The organism is Leucobacter sp. CX87 (assembly GCF_018682295.1).
Lineage (GTDB): Bacteria > Actinomycetota > Actinomycetes > Actinomycetales > Microbacteriaceae > Cx-87.
In genome coordinates this window covers 341,805-355,273 of record NZ_JAFIRI010000005.1, presented here as the reverse complement: position 1 = coordinate 355,273, position 13,469 = coordinate 341,805, and the positions used below count along the sequence as shown (strand labels likewise).

Here is a 13,469-nt window from a genome sequence, read left to right as displayed (position 1 = left end):
CCGACTACAGCAGCCGCCGCGCCAGCGCCCAGGCGGTGAGCTCGTGCCGGTTCGAGAGCTGCAGCTTGCGCAGCACCCGCGAGACGTGCGTCTCGACCGTCTTGACCGAGAGGAAAAGCTCCGCCGCGACCTCTTTGTAGGCGTAGCCGCGGGCGATCATTCGCATGACTTCCTGCTCGCGCGCGGTCAGCCGGTCGAGCTCGTCGTCGGCGTCCGCGATCTCGCCGCCGCCCGCACCGAAGGCGTCGAGCACGAACCCGGCGAGGCGCGGCGAAAACACCGCGTCGCCCCCGTGCACCCGCCGGGCAGCCTCGGCCACCTCCCGGCCCGAGGCCGTCTTGGTGAGGTACCCGCGGGCCCCCGAGCGAATCACGCGGACGACGTCGTCCGCGGCGTCAGAGACGCTGAGGGCGAGAAACTTCGTGGCCGCCGCGGCGGGGTTGGCGGCGAGCCGCTGCACCACCTCGGCACCCCCGCCGCCCGCTCCACCCGGCAGGTGCACGTCGAGCAGCACGACGTCCGGGCGCAGCTCCGGGATGAGGGCCACGGCCTCGTCGACTGTCGCCGCCTCGCCGAGCACCTCGAGGGCGTCGCCGAGCTCGGCCCGCAGGCCGGCCCGGAAGATCTGGTGGTCATCGACGATCACGACGCGGATGCGCGCGGCGCCGGGAGCCCCAGGGGTGTGCTCGTTACTCATGGCTGCTCCTGAGGGTCGGTGTCGATCGGGCCAGTTTCCGCCGCGCGCTCCCGCGGCAGCGCAAGCCTGACGGTCGTGCCGGTGCCGCCAGGGCCTGGCAGGATCCGGGCGGTGCCGCCCGCCCGCGCCATCCGCCCGAGGATCGATGCGCGCACCCCCATCCTCCCATCGGGTAGGCCCGCGGCGTCGGTCTCGGCGGAGAGCCCGGCTGGGCCGAAGCCTGGAAGAACCGTTCCGAGACCGGGCCCGCGATCGGTGACATCGATGGCGTAGATGGTGGGCGTGACTTCGAGGTACACCGTGACGTCGCCGCCGGCGTGCCTGGCCGCGTTCAGCATGGCCTCGCGCGCGGCGCCAAGCAGCGAGTCGGGCACCTGCGCGCCCGCGGCCCCCACCGGGACGAGTTCGAAACGCACGGCGTGCTCCGACTCGAGCGCGACGGCGTGCGCCCGGAGCGCCGCCTCGGCCGGCTGGGTGCTCTCGCCGCCATCGCTCGAGTCTGCGCCGCGAAACAGCCAGTCGCGCAGCTCCTGCTCTTGTCGGCGTGCCAGCCGCGACACGTCCGACCCCGGCCCGGACTGCTGCTGAATGAGCGCGAGGGTCTGCAGCACCGAGTCGTGCAGGTGCGCCGCGATTTCGGCCCGCTCGGCCTCGCGGGCGCGCCCGGCGCGCTCGGCGAGCAGGTCACGGTTCAGCCGCACGAGCCACGGCGCGAGCGCGAGCGCGACACCGGCGAGCACGGCGACGGCCGCCGCGACGATGGTCCACAGGTTGGGCTCTCGCGCGGTGATGAAGAACATGAGTACGCCGGCGGCGACGAGCGCGAGCGCGCCCAGTAGTCGAATGAACGGGCTGCGCCCGGGCCCACCGCCGTCGGCGATCTGCCACCAGGCCAGTCCCACGCCGGCGAGCACCACCATGCCGGGCAGGATCACCTCGAGCGGAATGCGCACCCCCAGTTGCACAAGCACGAGGGCGACGCCGGCGACGGTGAGGCAGCCACCCAGCAGGATCTCGGCGATCGGCAGCCGCCCGCCGCGGGACGAGGCACGGGGGCCGGTGCCCCGCTCGGGCTCGGGCGCGTCAGCAAATGTCCTTGGCTGCGCAGGGTCCCGCGGAGCGGAGTCCCCGAACGCGGGATCTCGCTGCGCGGGCGGGGCGGGAGCCTGCGGTGCGGGGGCGGGCCGGGTAAGGGCGTCGCGCAGCGGAGTCAAGACGCTCGGCCCGCCCTCCCCCTGCGCCTCGGGCACCAGAATCCACAGCCAGACGTACAGCACGAGGCCCAGCCCGCCGAGCAGGGTCAGCAGCACTGTGCCGACGCGGACGCCGGCCACCGGCAGGCCCGTGTGCTCGGCGAAGCCGGCGCAGACCCCACCGATGATGCGGCCCTCGCGCTCGCGATGCATAACTGAACTCACGCCCCTATCCAAGCACTCGCGCCTCCGCCTCGGGGTCTCCCTTGGCAATGATCAGGGGCGCGTCAGGGCAAACCCCGATGGCGGCCACCCTGCTCCCGCGGGACACTCGACCTATGGATACGAACGAGACCACGCCGGAGGGCACGGGCACCGACCCCGCGGCCGAGCCAACCGCGCAGCAGGCGCCCCAGCAGGATCAGCCCCGCCCCGCGGGCGAGGGTTTCTTCAATTGGCTACGCGGCTTGGGCGTCAGCCGCCCGAACGATCGGTGGTTCGGCGGCGTAGCGGCCGGAATCGCGGAGCGCGCCGGCATCGACCCGCTGATCGTGCGCGGCATTTTTGTCGCGCTCGCGATCGTGGGCGGCCCCGGGATCCTGCTCTACGCGATCGGCTGGTTCTTGCTCCCCGACTCACGCGGACGCATCGAGGCAGAGCAGCTGTTTCGCGGCAACAGCAATGGCACGAGCATTACGCTCGCCGTCGTCATCGGCCTGTTCGTCATCTCACCGATCTTCACCGGAGTCGGCGGCCTGTTCACAGGCGGCATCGGCGGCTGGGGCGTCTGGGGCGTGCTCGGCATGCCGGAGTGGCTGATCGTGCTCTTCACCGTGCTGTGGTGGCTTGTCCTCTCCGCCGCAGTCGTCTGGATCACCCTGCTCATCATCGCCCGGAGAAATCCACACCTGTCGCGCGAGGAGGCCGAGCAGCGCGCCGCCGAATGGGGAAACCGCTTCGGCCAGCGCGCGACGGAGTGGGGAAACCAGGTGGGCGACAAGGCCACCCAGTGGGGCAACAGCTTCAGTGAGAAGGCCAGCACCTGGGGCCAGCCCACCGAGAAGCAGGACACCGCCCAGGCACCGGGCACAGCGGGTGCCGCCAGCGCACAGCCTTCCCATTGGGGCGCCCAGGCGGGCGCCAGTGTGGCCGGCGTCGCCGCGCAGGTCAACGACTGGACGGCTCGGGATATCGCTGAGCACCGCCGCACCCGACTCGATCCGGCGCACACCATCCTGACGCTCGGCGTCGCGTTGCTCGCCGCGGGTGCGGCGGCGGCATTGGCGGTCACGGCCGGGGCGGCACCGCTGCTCGCCGGAATCGTCGCGGCCGTCGCGGTGCTCGGGCTCTCCCTGATCGTCGCGGGGTTGCGCGGCCGACGCAGCGGCTGGATCGGATTCTGGTCGTTCGCCGGCGTCGTGGCCATGCTGTGGGTCGCGTTTATTCCGGCGAACACGCAGTTCGTCCCCTTCGGTGACATCGACACCCGGGTCACCTCCCTCGAATCGGGCACCCGCGCGGGCGTGGGTCTGCTCGCGGGCGACAGCACGGTCGACCTACGCGGGCTCGACGAGACCGGGGGCATACTTGACGTCTGGGTAGTCGCCGGCACCGCCGAGATCCTGCTGCCGGACCGCACCATCCCGGTGCGCGTCGAGGCGCGCACCCTGGCGGGGCAGCAGATCACGATCGACCGCGCGGGCAACGAGACACGTCTGTCGAGCCCGCTGCTCGCGCAGACGACCGGCATCGCCGCCCGCCCGGGCGACTCCACGCCGGTCACCACCGTCCGCGTCTGGATGCTCGCGGGCAATACGACGATCGACGGGGTGTCCGCTCAGTCGATCACCTCGGACACCGCGGCGACCGCGTCCGCGCGCGAGCTGAGCGCGACGATGATTCAGGAGGACGCACGATGAACACCGAACCCATCCCCGCCGCCCCGCACTCCGGCGGCCAGGCGAACGCCGACGGCCAGGCACAGCCCGTCGGGCGAACACCGGCCCCCGGTCCGGATCCTGCGAGGCCAGCCGAAGCACAACCCCGCGGTCCGCGCCCGGTGCGCAGCGGCCCCATCGTGTGGGGCGCACTCGTGCTCGTTGCCTGCGCGTTCGTCGCGCAGCAGGTGCTCGCCCCCGGCACGCTCGACGCCACCGCCTGGGTGACCGCGATCGTCCTCGGGCTCGGCGTGCTCCTGCTCGTGGCGGGCATCGCCGCCGTCGTGAAGCAGTCGCGCCGGGACCGCTAGCTACGCGAGCGGGTGGGTAACCGGGGACGCGATCCAGTGCAGCGGAATGCTGATCGCGACCCGTGTACCGCCGCCCTCGTGCGGGCCCCACTCAATCGAGCCGCCGAGCTCGCCCTGGATGAGGGTGCGCACGATCTGGGTGCCGAGACCGTCGCCGACGGTGCCACCGGGAAGTCCGGTGCCGGTGTCGGTGACCTGGACGAGCAGGCGCTCCTCGTTGCGCTCGGCGACGATGGCGACCTCGCCCTCCATCCCGGCGAGGCCGTGCTCCACAGCGTTCGTGACGATTTCGGTGAGCGCGAGCGCGAGCGGGGTCGCATACTCCGAGGGGAGCTCGCCGAAGCGACCCTCCCGGCGCAGGTGCACGGTCGTGTTGTGAATGCTGGCGACCTCGGCCGCAAGGCCGACCACCCGGTCGAATACCTCGTCGAAGCTGACGATCTGTGAGAGCCCGGTCGCGAGGGTGTCGTGCACGACCGCGATCGCGGCGACGCGGCGCATCGCCTGGCTGAGCGCCTCCTTAGCGTCCTCGCTGCGGGCACGACGCGCCTGCACGCGCAGCAGAGACGCCACGGTCTGCAGGTTGTTCTTCACCCGGTGATGGATCTCGCGAATCGTCGCGTCCTTGGTGATGAGTTCCTGCTCCTGCTGGCGCAGGTCGGTGATGTCGCGCGTCAGCACGATGCCGCCGGAGCGCGCATTCTCGAGCGTGACCGGGATCGAGCGGAGCGTCACGACCCTGCCGAGCGCCTCAATGTCCGAGCGCTTGGCAACCTTGCCCTGCGTGATGAGCGGCAGCGATTCGTTCGTGTCGAACTGACCGCGCACGACCTCGTGCACGACGTCCGAGAAGTTCTCGCCCTCCATCTCGTCGCGGTAGCCGAGCATCGTGAAGGTGGTCTGGGTGTTGGGACTCGCAAACGTAATCTCGCCCGAAGGGTCAACGCGCACCAGGCCGTCGGCGGCGCGCGGGGCACCCCGCTCACGGCCTCGGGAGCTCGCGGTAGTGGGGAACAGCCCCAGCTGGATCATCGCGAAGAGGTCATCGGCGCACTCACGAAACGCCGCTCCAATGCGCGAGGCACTCTGGCCGTCGTTCAGGCTCGTGTGGACGGTCGCGACCGCGATCGGCCCGACCTGTTCGCCCGTCTCGAGATCCTTTCGGCTCACGGAATACGCCGTGAGCTTCATGGGGTTCTCCTCGTACCACGCAGGGGAGGTCGACACGGCCGCGGCCCCGGTGCGCACGGTTTCCTCGACGAGCTCTCGCCAGTCGTCGCGCAGCAGGTCGCCGAGCACGTCCCGGTAGAACAGCGTGACCGAGCCGGCGGGGCGGCTGTGCGCGACGGCGATGTAGTCGCCGTCAATCGTCGGCGCCCACAACACCACGTCGCCGAGGGCAAGGTCAGCAAGCAGCTGCCAGTCGGCAGTCAGCAGCTCGAGCCAGTCGACATCGATGTCGGGGAGTTCGGCATAGCGGGACACAAGATTACGCAGCGTGGACACGGGGCAAGCCTAGCGCGGCACCTGGACACCGAGCAGCGTCCGCGCACTCCGGGCACGAACGCACGTTGACCTTGCACTACCGTGTGCGATTACTGTGTGCAGACAAGTACCCAGCAATGGCGCCGGGTCGGTCTCCGGGGCGATCGAATTAATTGGACCTGACCGGCGCGTTCTCCGAGAGGAACGCAATGACCGCCCCACCCCAGACTTCCGCAACCATTCGTGAACGCCGTCCCCGCACGGGCACGCCCATCATCCATCCGCGCCATGTCGCAGTGCCGGATGACCCGCCGCTGCCGGGCACGATCACGGTGCACCTGATTCGCAATCTCGCGGTCTGCGCGGTGGAGGCGCTCGATGGCGTCCGCCCGATTGAGCAGTTCTCGGCGTGGATTACGCACGAGGTCGCCGTCGCCCTCACCCTCCGCCGCCAACTGCGCCAGGAGCGACACGCGAGCTACCGAGACCGGCGCCGGCGGGTCCCCGCGCCCGGCGCCGTGCAGCTGAGTCAGCCGGCGGCCGGCGTGATCGAAGCGGCGATCGTCATCACGAGCGAGGGGCACAGCTTCGCGGTCGCGATGCGGCTCGAGTGGCTGCGCGGGCGCTGGCGAGCGACCCACTTGACCGTGCTGTAACGCACGACAGCACCGGATCCCTGCGCGAGGCGAGGATCCGGTGCTGTCGTGCGTGCGTTGCCGCGGGTCGAACCCCGGGCCGCAAGGACTACTTCGCTGGGCGCGCGCGCTCGGCGCGGAGCTTCGACACTTCGTAGAGCGCGACGCTCGCCGCGATGCCGGCGTTCAACGACTCGGTCGCTGCATTGATGGGCACCGAGACAATGGCGTCACAGTGCTCGGTCACGAGGCGGGACAGGCCCTTGCCCTCGCTGCCGATCACGATCAGCAGCGGGCGGTCGGCCAGGTCCAGGCCGGGCAGCGAGACGTCGCCGCCGCCGTCCATGCCCACGACGAAGACGCCGCGGTCCTTGAACGTCTTGATGGTCTGCGTGAGGTTCGCGGCCATAGCCACCGGCACCCGAGCTGCGGCTCCGGCCGACGTCTTCCATGCAGAGGCCGTGAGGCCGACCGAGCGGCGCTGCGGCACGATGACGCCCTGGCCGCCAAACGCGGCGACGGAACGAATGATCGCGCCGAGGTTGCGGGGGTCCGTGATGCCATCGAGCGCGACGAGCAGCGGGGTCTGGTTGCGATCGAGGACCTGGTCGAGCAGCTCCTCCGGGTGCGCGTACTTGTACGGCGGAACCTTGAGAACGATGCCCTGGTGCACCGAGTCGCGCGACACCATGCGGTCCATCTCGGCGCGCATGATCTCGAGCACCGGGATGTTGCGGCCCACGGCCAGGCCCAGGATCTCGCGCATGCGCTCGTCCATTTCGACCTTCGCCGCGACGTAGAGTGCGGTCGAGGGGGTGCGCGTACGCAGTGCCTCAAGCACCGCGTTGCGGCCGGTGACCAACTCAATGTCTTCGCTGCGCTTGCCGCTGCCTCCGCGCTGGCTGCGCTCGCCGCTCGGGCGTCCGCCCTTGCGCGGATCCTTGCCGCCGGCTGCGACGTAGCGCTCCCGCGCCAGCTTCGCCTTGCCCTTGACGTGGTAGGTGCGGTCTTCCGCCTTCGGCGTCGGTCCGCGGCCCTCGAGCGCCTGACGCCCCTGGCCTCCTGAACCGACGGCCTTGCCGCGACTCTTCTTGCGGACAGCGCCGCCGCGCCCGTGCTTGCTACTCATGTGAGACTCCAGTGGGTTCCATTTTGGGTGTCTTCCAAGGCGATCCCTGCCGCCAAGAGGCGGTCGCGGATCGCGTCGCCGGTCGCAAAGTCGCGGGCGGCGCGAGCCGTCCGTCGCTCAGCGATAAGTTCAGTGACGAGCGCGTCCAGCGCCCGGTCGGAGCCCGCGTCGGACGACTTCGTCCAGAGCGGATCGCGCGGGTCGATACCGAGCACGTCGAGCATTGCGACGACCTCGTCTGCGCGCGCAGCGGCCAATTCTTTGTCGCCGGCGTCGAGCGCGGTGTTCCCCGCGCGAATCGTCTGGTGCAGCGCCGCGAGGGCGAGCGGGGTGGCGAAGTCGTCGACCATCGCCGCGACAAACTCAGCGGGGAGCTCTGCCAGGCGCGCCCGTCCGCCCCGAGGGGCGGCGACGGTACCGAGCACACGCTCGGCACGCTCGAGGAACGCCTCGATGCGCTCAAACGCCGCGGCCGCCTCGACGAGCGCATCGGGCTGATAGTCGAGGACCGAGCGATAGTGCGCCGAGCCGAGGAAGTACCGCAGCACGACGGGCCGCGCTTGCGCCAGCAGGTCATGGGCGAAGAGCGAGTTGCCGAGCGACTTCGACATCTTCTGGCCGCCGGTGTTCACGAGGCCGTTGTGCACCCAGTACCGGGCGAACGCATCGCCCGCCGCGGTCGACTGCGCCAGCTCGTTCTCGTGGTGGGGGAAGCGCAGGTCGAGCCCACCGCCGTGGATGTCGAACTCGCCGCCGAGGTAGCGCGCGGCCATCGCCGAGCACTCGATGTGCCAGCCGGGGCGGCCGAGGCCCCAGGGCGACGGCCAGGCCGCGCTTTCGGGCTCGTGTGCGCGGTGCGCCTTCCACAGCGCAAAGTCGCGCGGGTCGCGCTTGCCGACCGGCTCGCTGTCGGCTGCGGCTTCCATCTGGTCGGCGCGCTGGCGAGTCAACTCGCCGTACTGCGGCCAGCTGCCGGTGTCGAAGTAGACGCTCGCGCTGCCGTCGGCCGCGGGGTAGGCATGACCGCGCTCGATCAGCCGCTCGATCAGCTCGACCATCTGCGCAATGTTCGCGGTGGCGCGTGGCTCGTAGGTCGGCGCCGTCACACCGATCGCGTCGTAGGCGGCGGTGAACTCGCGCTCAACACGGTAGGCGAGCGCCCACCATTCTTCGGGCTCGCCGGCCTCGGCCGATGCCTTCGCCCGATCGAGGATCTTGTCGTCGATGTCGGTCACGTTCCGAATCAGCGTGACCTGCAACCCGGTCGCGGCAAACCAGCGGCGCATCTGGTCGTACACGAGCGCGCTGCGCAGGTGGCCGATATGCGGCGCCGACTGCACGGTGGGACCACACACGTAGAGACCGACCTCGCCCGGAATCCGGGGGTCAAAGTCAACGACCTCTTGTCGTCTGGAGTCGTAAATCCGTTGTTGCACGGGTGCAAGCCTACGCGGTCGCGCTGGCGTTACCTGCGATTTTCCCCGCGGGGGCGCCACCAGGATCCGCCCCAATCAATGCCGTGGCGAGCGCCGCGAGGCCCTCGCCTCGTCCGGTGAAGCCCAGACCATCGGTCGTCGTGGCCCCAATACTGACCGGAGCACCCACGAGCGCGGTCATCGCCGCCTGCGCCTCGGCGCGACGCGGGGAGAATCGCGGGTGCTCCCCCACGATCTGCACGGTCACGTTGATCGGCCGCCAGCCGTGCTGGGCCAGGAGCGCGAGGGTGTCGGTGACAAACACGGCGCTGCGCGCCCCCGCGTACTGCGGGTCAGCGGTGCCAAACCGCGAGCCGATGTCGCCCAGGCCAGCCGCCGAGAGGAGGGCGTCGACGATCGCGTGACAGACCGCGTCACCGTCGCTGTGGCCCGCGAGGCCGGGTTCGCCGGGCCAGTCAAGGCCAGCGAGGCGAAGCGGAGACGCGGGGTCAAACGCGTGCACATCGACGCCGCTGCCGACGCGGATCTCGGGGGTCATCGGTCCTCCCCGTCACGGGCAGCGCCCGTCGAGTCCGCTCGCCCAACCGAGGCCTGCCACAGCGCCTCCAGGAGGGCGGCGTCGGCGGCGGTCGTGAGCTTGTGCGCACGCAGCTCGCCAGGGACGACGCGGACGTGGCCGCCGGCAAGCTGCACGACCTCGGCATCGTCAGTCGGAAGCGCGTGCGCTGAACCGCGTGCGCCGAGGCCGGCGTGCGCCGCCTCGAGCAGTTCGCGCGGAAAGCCCTGCGGAGTCTGCACGGCGACCAGATCGGCGCGCGAGACGGTCTCCTGGACGATGCCGTCAGCCGTGACCCGCTTGAGCGTGTCGGCGACCGGGCTGCCGGGCACGACGGCCTCGCCGGTGCGGTGCACCTCGGCGGCGACCCGCGCGAACAGCGCGCCAGAAGTGAGGGGGCGAGCGGCGTCGTGCACGAGCACGGTGTCGATCGACGGCACGAGCGCCTCGATCCCGAAGCGCACCGATTCGTGACGCTCACGGCCCCCGGCCACGACCGCCACATGCCAGCCGTGCGCCTCGGCCGGACTGGCGGCAACGAGTTCCAGTACTTCGGCGGCGCGATCCTGCGGAACGACCAGCACGAGTTGGCCGCCGCCGGGGAGCGAGGCCACAGTACAGAGGGCATGCTCAAGCAGCGAGCGCCCGCCAATGCTCGTAAAAGCTTTGGGGACGCTCGCGCCGAGTCGTTCGCCTCGGCCGGCCGCGACCACGATCACGCCCAAGCGGGCGAGCGGGTGCGGACCTGTGGCCGTCGGTTGTGTCACGGGTGCCCGAGGGAGCGAAGCTACTAGGAGGCCAGTACTTCGTCGAGTACCGCGCCCGCGCGCTCCTCGTCGGTCTTCTCGGCGAGCGCCAGCTCAGACACGAGAATCTGGCGCGCCTTCGCAAGCATGCGCTTCTCTCCAGCCGAGAGGCCGCGATCCTGATCGCGGCGCCACAGGTCGCGCACGACCTCCGACACCTTGATGACGTCGCCGGAGGCGAGCTTCTCAAGGTTCGCCTTGTACCGGCGCGACCAGTTGGTCGGCTCTTCCGTGAACGGGGTGCGGAGCACCTCGAAGACGCGCTCGAGCCCTTCCTGGTCGATGACGTCACGAACGCCGACGAGGTCGCAGTTCTCCGCGGGTACCTCAATGGTCAGATCGCCCTGGTTCACCTGCAGCTTCAGGAAGAGCTTCTCTTCACCGCCGAGCTTGCGCTTCTTGACCTCAATGATCTTCGCCGCGCCGTGGTGGGGGTAGACAACAGTCTCGCCAACCTCAAATTGCATCGAGTGAGCTCCTTTAACAGTCCAGCCCCTAGAATACCACACTCGACACGCCTTAGTTAGGGTATCCTAAGCTGCACACCATTCGCCACGGGAGATAGAATCAATCTGACTGTCATCCGCAGGGTGACTGACCCTGGAAAAGCACCAGCTTCGGAGGACCCACGTTGAACACCCGGATCGTCTCGTCTGTCGCGCTCGCGGCCGTCATCGCCCTTGGCGCGACTGGCTGCAGCCTGATCGCACACCAGGGCACCCTGACCCCCTACGCCCCGAGCGATGGCATCGATGCGAATGCTGGCGCCGTCGAGGTGCGCAACCTTCTCCTTGTCGTCTCCGAGGAGAACGGCGTCCTGAACACCGTCTTCACGGCGGTGAACTCGAGCGACAGCGTGCAGCAGCTCTCAATGACGATCGTCTCGAGCGACAGCCAGCAGACGGTGCACACCTTCGAGATCGAGCCTGGCACTACCAAATTCGGCGATCCCAGCTCGGATCTTGACCTTGCAATCGTGCAGGATCCGGCCGCACGCGCCGGCGCCCTGGCGAGCGTCTACCTGCAGTCGGGTAACTCGACCGAGGTCCAGCGCGACGTCCCCATTCTTGACGGCACCCTGGCGGAGTACGCAAACTACGTCTTGACCGCAGCCCAGCTGAAGGCCGCACTGCCCGCGACTGACGATTTGACCGGCGAAGAGGTCCCCGAGACCGACGTCGAGGCAACCACGACCACCCCGGCCGCCGAATAACCTCCGCTTTTCGGCAGTAACACGAACAGAGCCCCGCTCGCCCTTCTGGGCGGCGGGGCTCTGTTCGTGTGTGGCTAGTTGAAGCGGTAGCCGACGCCGCGCACCGTGCTCAGCAAAGTGGGCGAGCTCGGCGACTCTTCGATGCGCGAGCGGATGCGCTTGATGTGCACGTCGAGGGTCTTCGTGTCGCCGTAGTAGTTGCTACCCCAGACGCGGTCGATCAGCTGGCCGCGGGTGAGCACGCGGCCAGCATTCTGCATGAGCAGCTCCAGCAGCTCGAACTCCCGCAGCGGCATCGCCACCTCCTCGCCGCGCACCGTCACTGAGTGCCGGTCGGTGTCGAGCCGAATATCGGCCACCTCAAGCACGCCAGCTTGGTCCAGCGGCGCCTCCGGCTCGATGCCCCGCCGTCTGAGCGCGGCCCGGATCCGCGCGAGCAGCTCGCGGGTCGAGTACGGCTTCGTGATGTAGTCGTCGGCGCCGAGTTCAAGCCCGACGACGATGTCGATCTCGCTGTCCTTCGCCGTCAGCATGACGATGGGGACCTGCGAGCGTGCCCGAATCGAACGGCACACCTCGGTGCCTGGCAGCCCCGGCAACATGAGATCGAGCAGCACCAGGTCGAACGTCTCCTCACCAAACGCCTGGACGGCGAGGTTGCCGTCGCCGACCACGCGCACGGAGTACCCCTCCCGCTCCAGCAGATACGCGAGTGGCTGCGAGATCGACTCCTCGTCCTCGACGAGCAGGATGCGCTGTGTCATGAGTTCTCCCCCAGTTCGCTCGGTGCGGCCCCGAGGCGCGCACCCGTGATCCCTGTCGGCTCGTCACCCTGCGCGGTGAGCGCGGGTCGTGCCGACTTCGCAGTCTTTCCGGGCTTGCGCCCCGACTTCTTTGCCTTCTTAGAACGCTTGCCTCGCCCCTCGTCGCCCCCCTCGGCGAGCGGGAAGGTGAGCGAAAAGCTCGAGCCCACCCCGGGCTGTGACCAGGCGTCGACATCGCCGCCGTGGCTCCGCAGCGTGTGCCGGACGATGCTCAGGCCGAGGCCAGTGCCGCCCTCGTCGCGACTGCGGCCGTCGTCGACGCGGAAGAATCGCTCAAAGACGCGCGGCAAGTGCTCCGCGGCGATGCCCTTGCCCTGATCGGTGACCGTCACGACCAGCGCGCGGCCCTCAAACTCCATGCCGATCCCGACTCGACCGCCGGGCGGCGAATGCTCGATCGCGTTGGAGAGCAGGTTCGCCACTGCCACACCGAGGGCGCTCGGGCGCCCCAGCATCACGGCGGCGCGCGCGGCGTCGGCGGCGTCGGACTCGATGACGACGAGCTCCACCCGGCGCTCCCCCGCGAGGATGCGGTGGGCGTCCACTTCCTGGCGCACGAGCGCGCGCAGGTCGACCCGCTCGCGCTGTTCGGGCAGCAAGGTCGACTGCGCCTCGGACAGGCGGATCACGTCGCGGGCGAGCTCGGCGAGGCGACGCGATTCCTTGATGAGCTTCTTCGAGAAGGTGCGGACCATCGCGGGGTCGTCCGCCGCCTCCTGCACGGCCTCCGAGAGGAGACCGATCGCGCTGATGGGGGTCTTCAGTTCGTGGCTGATGTTCGTAATGAAGTCGCGACGCATGGCGTTCACGCGCTGTTCTTCACCCTGATCGTCGGCGAGCACCACGACGAAGCGGTCGCCGAGGGGGAACACCCGCAGCCAGATCGCGTCGTCGCCGTCGCCGGGCTCACGGGTATAGGGCAGGCCCGTGGCCAGCACCTCGCGGGCGCGCCCCAGAAACTCGGGGGTGAGGAGCTGCTCACCGGTGATCGTCTCGTGCTCGCGCGCCGGCCGGTTCGCGAAGACGGGCGAGAGCGAGGCGTCCAGGATGACGCCGAACCCGCGGAGTTCTTCGAGGATCTTGACGGCGACCGGCGGGATCTCCGGGTGCATCGCGGCCGCGCGGCGGCGAGCAAGCGAACGGGCGATGACCACGGTACCAACGGCGAGGACGCCGAAGACAACGCCGAGCCCGACCGAGAGCAACACGAGGAGGGACGGTGACATGCCTCCATGCTAGGCCGCGGG

General features: G+C 69.8%; 12 protein-coding genes and 1 pseudogene. 4 read left to right on the top strand and 9 right to left on the bottom strand.

What is annotated here, in order from left to right; translation table 11 throughout:
* Nucleotides 1–4: 4 nt before the first annotated feature.
* Both KOE53_RS08795 and KOE53_RS08790 read right to left on the bottom strand, forming a co-directional pair.
* Nucleotides 5–697, bottom strand: a complete 693-nt coding sequence (locus KOE53_RS08795; protein WP_188058177.1) for a LuxR C-terminal-related transcriptional regulator — start codon at nucleotides 695–697, stop codon at nucleotides 5–7.
* Entirely contained in the window at nucleotides 694–2,115 is a 1,422-nt protein-coding gene (locus KOE53_RS08790) for a PspC domain-containing protein (protein WP_353055621.1), read from the bottom strand. The genes KOE53_RS08795 and KOE53_RS08790 overlap by 4 nt, the downstream gene beginning before the upstream one ends.
* A 113-nt stretch (nucleotides 2,116–2,228) precedes the next feature.
* Here KOE53_RS08790 and KOE53_RS08785 point away from each other — a divergent pair, with 113 nt between their 5' ends.
* Together KOE53_RS08785 and KOE53_RS08780 are read left to right on the top strand one after the other, a co-directional pair.
* Entirely contained in the window at nucleotides 2,229–3,809 is a 1,581-nt protein-coding gene (locus KOE53_RS08785) for a PspC domain-containing protein (RefSeq protein ID WP_188058176.1), read from the top strand.
* Nucleotides 3,806–4,138 carry a hypothetical protein gene (locus tag KOE53_RS08780; RefSeq protein ID WP_188058175.1) on the top strand — a complete coding sequence of 111 codons (333 nt, stop codon included), beginning with the start codon at nucleotides 3,806–3,808 and terminating at the stop codon, nucleotides 4,136–4,138. Before KOE53_RS08785 ends, KOE53_RS08780 begins: the two co-directional genes overlap by 4 nt.
* Here the strand turns inward: KOE53_RS08780 and KOE53_RS08775 are convergent, their stop codons facing one another.
* The gene (locus tag KOE53_RS08775; RefSeq protein WP_188046230.1) at nucleotides 4,139–5,644 is read right to left on the bottom strand and encodes a sensor histidine kinase; all 1,506 of its coding nucleotides are present in this window, start codon (nucleotides 5,642–5,644) and stop codon (nucleotides 4,139–4,141) included.
* Between the two features lie 188 nt (nucleotides 5,645–5,832).
* On the opposite strand from KOE53_RS08775, the gene KOE53_RS08770 reads away from it, so the two are divergent.
* Nucleotides 5,833–6,279, top strand: a complete 447-nt coding sequence (locus tag KOE53_RS08770; RefSeq protein ID WP_188046229.1) for an Rv3235 family protein — start codon at nucleotides 5,833–5,835, stop codon at nucleotides 6,277–6,279.
* An 88-nt stretch (nucleotides 6,280–6,367) separates the two neighbouring features.
* Here the strand turns inward: KOE53_RS08770 and rlmB are convergent, their stop codons facing one another.
* The 4 genes and pseudogenes from rlmB to KOE53_RS08750 form a co-directional block, all read right to left on the bottom strand.
* A complete protein-coding gene (gene rlmB, locus KOE53_RS08765; RefSeq protein ID WP_188058174.1) occupies nucleotides 6,368–7,387 on the bottom strand; it encodes a 23S rRNA (guanosine(2251)-2'-O)-methyltransferase RlmB in 1,020 nt (339 codons plus the stop codon).
* Entirely contained in the window at nucleotides 7,384–8,823 is a 1,440-nt protein-coding gene (gene cysS / locus KOE53_RS08760) for a cysteine--tRNA ligase (RefSeq protein WP_188058173.1), read from the bottom strand. Before cysS ends, rlmB begins: the two co-directional genes overlap by 4 nt.
* 10 nt (nucleotides 8,824–8,833) lie before the next feature.
* Nucleotides 8,834–10,146, bottom strand: a pseudogene (gene ispD / locus KOE53_RS13920) (2-C-methyl-D-erythritol 4-phosphate cytidylyltransferase).
* Between the two features lie 23 nt (nucleotides 10,147–10,169).
* Entirely contained in the window at nucleotides 10,170–10,652 is a 483-nt protein-coding gene (locus KOE53_RS08750; protein ID WP_188046226.1) for a CarD family transcriptional regulator, read from the bottom strand.
* A gap of 164 nt (nucleotides 10,653–10,816) precedes the next feature.
* Here KOE53_RS08750 and KOE53_RS08745 point away from each other — a divergent pair, with 164 nt between their 5' ends.
* On the top strand, nucleotides 10,817–11,398 hold the full coding sequence (locus KOE53_RS08745) for a DNA modification methylase (protein WP_188058172.1): 582 nt from the start codon (nucleotides 10,817–10,819) through the stop codon (nucleotides 11,396–11,398).
* A 74-nt stretch (nucleotides 11,399–11,472) separates the two neighbouring features.
* Here KOE53_RS08745 and KOE53_RS08740 read toward each other — a convergent pair whose 3' ends face one another.
* A complete protein-coding gene (locus tag KOE53_RS08740; RefSeq protein ID WP_188046224.1) occupies nucleotides 11,473–12,162 on the bottom strand; it encodes a response regulator in 690 nt (229 codons plus the stop codon).
* Nucleotides 12,159–13,448 carry a sensor histidine kinase gene (locus KOE53_RS08735; protein ID WP_188058171.1) on the bottom strand — a complete coding sequence of 430 codons (1,290 nt, stop codon included), beginning with the start codon at nucleotides 13,446–13,448 and terminating at the stop codon, nucleotides 12,159–12,161. Before KOE53_RS08735 ends, KOE53_RS08740 begins: the two co-directional genes overlap by 4 nt.
* Between the last annotated feature and the right edge of the window lie 21 nt (nucleotides 13,449–13,469).

Bases quoted from the DNA above. Each gene is read 5' to 3' on its own strand.
- KOE53_RS08795 (WP_188058177.1), bottom strand. From the start codon at position 697: ATGAGTAACGAGCACACCCCTGGGGCTCCCGGCGCCGCGCGCATCCGC.
- KOE53_RS08785 (WP_188058176.1), top strand. From the start codon at position 2,229: ATGGATACGAACGAGACCACGCCGGAGGGCACGGGCACCGACCCCGCG.
- KOE53_RS08780 (WP_188058175.1), top strand. From the start codon at position 3,806: ATGAACACCGAACCCATCCCCGCCGCCCCGCACTCCGGCGGCCAGGCG.
- KOE53_RS08770 (WP_188046229.1), top strand. From the start codon at position 5,833: ATGACCGCCCCACCCCAGACTTCCGCAACCATTCGTGAACGCCGTCCC.
- rlmB (WP_188058174.1), bottom strand. From the start codon at position 7,387: ATGAGTAGCAAGCACGGGCGCGGCGGCGCTGTCCGCAAGAAGAGTCGC.
- KOE53_RS08750 (WP_188046226.1), bottom strand. From the start codon at position 10,652: ATGCAATTTGAGGTTGGCGAGACTGTTGTCTACCCCCACCACGGCGCG.
- KOE53_RS08740 (WP_188046224.1), bottom strand. From the start codon at position 12,162: ATGACACAGCGCATCCTGCTCGTCGAGGACGAGGAGTCGATCTCGCAG.
- KOE53_RS08735 (WP_188058171.1), bottom strand. From the start codon at position 13,448: ATGTCACCGTCCCTCCTCGTGTTGCTCTCGGTCGGGCTCGGCGTTGTC.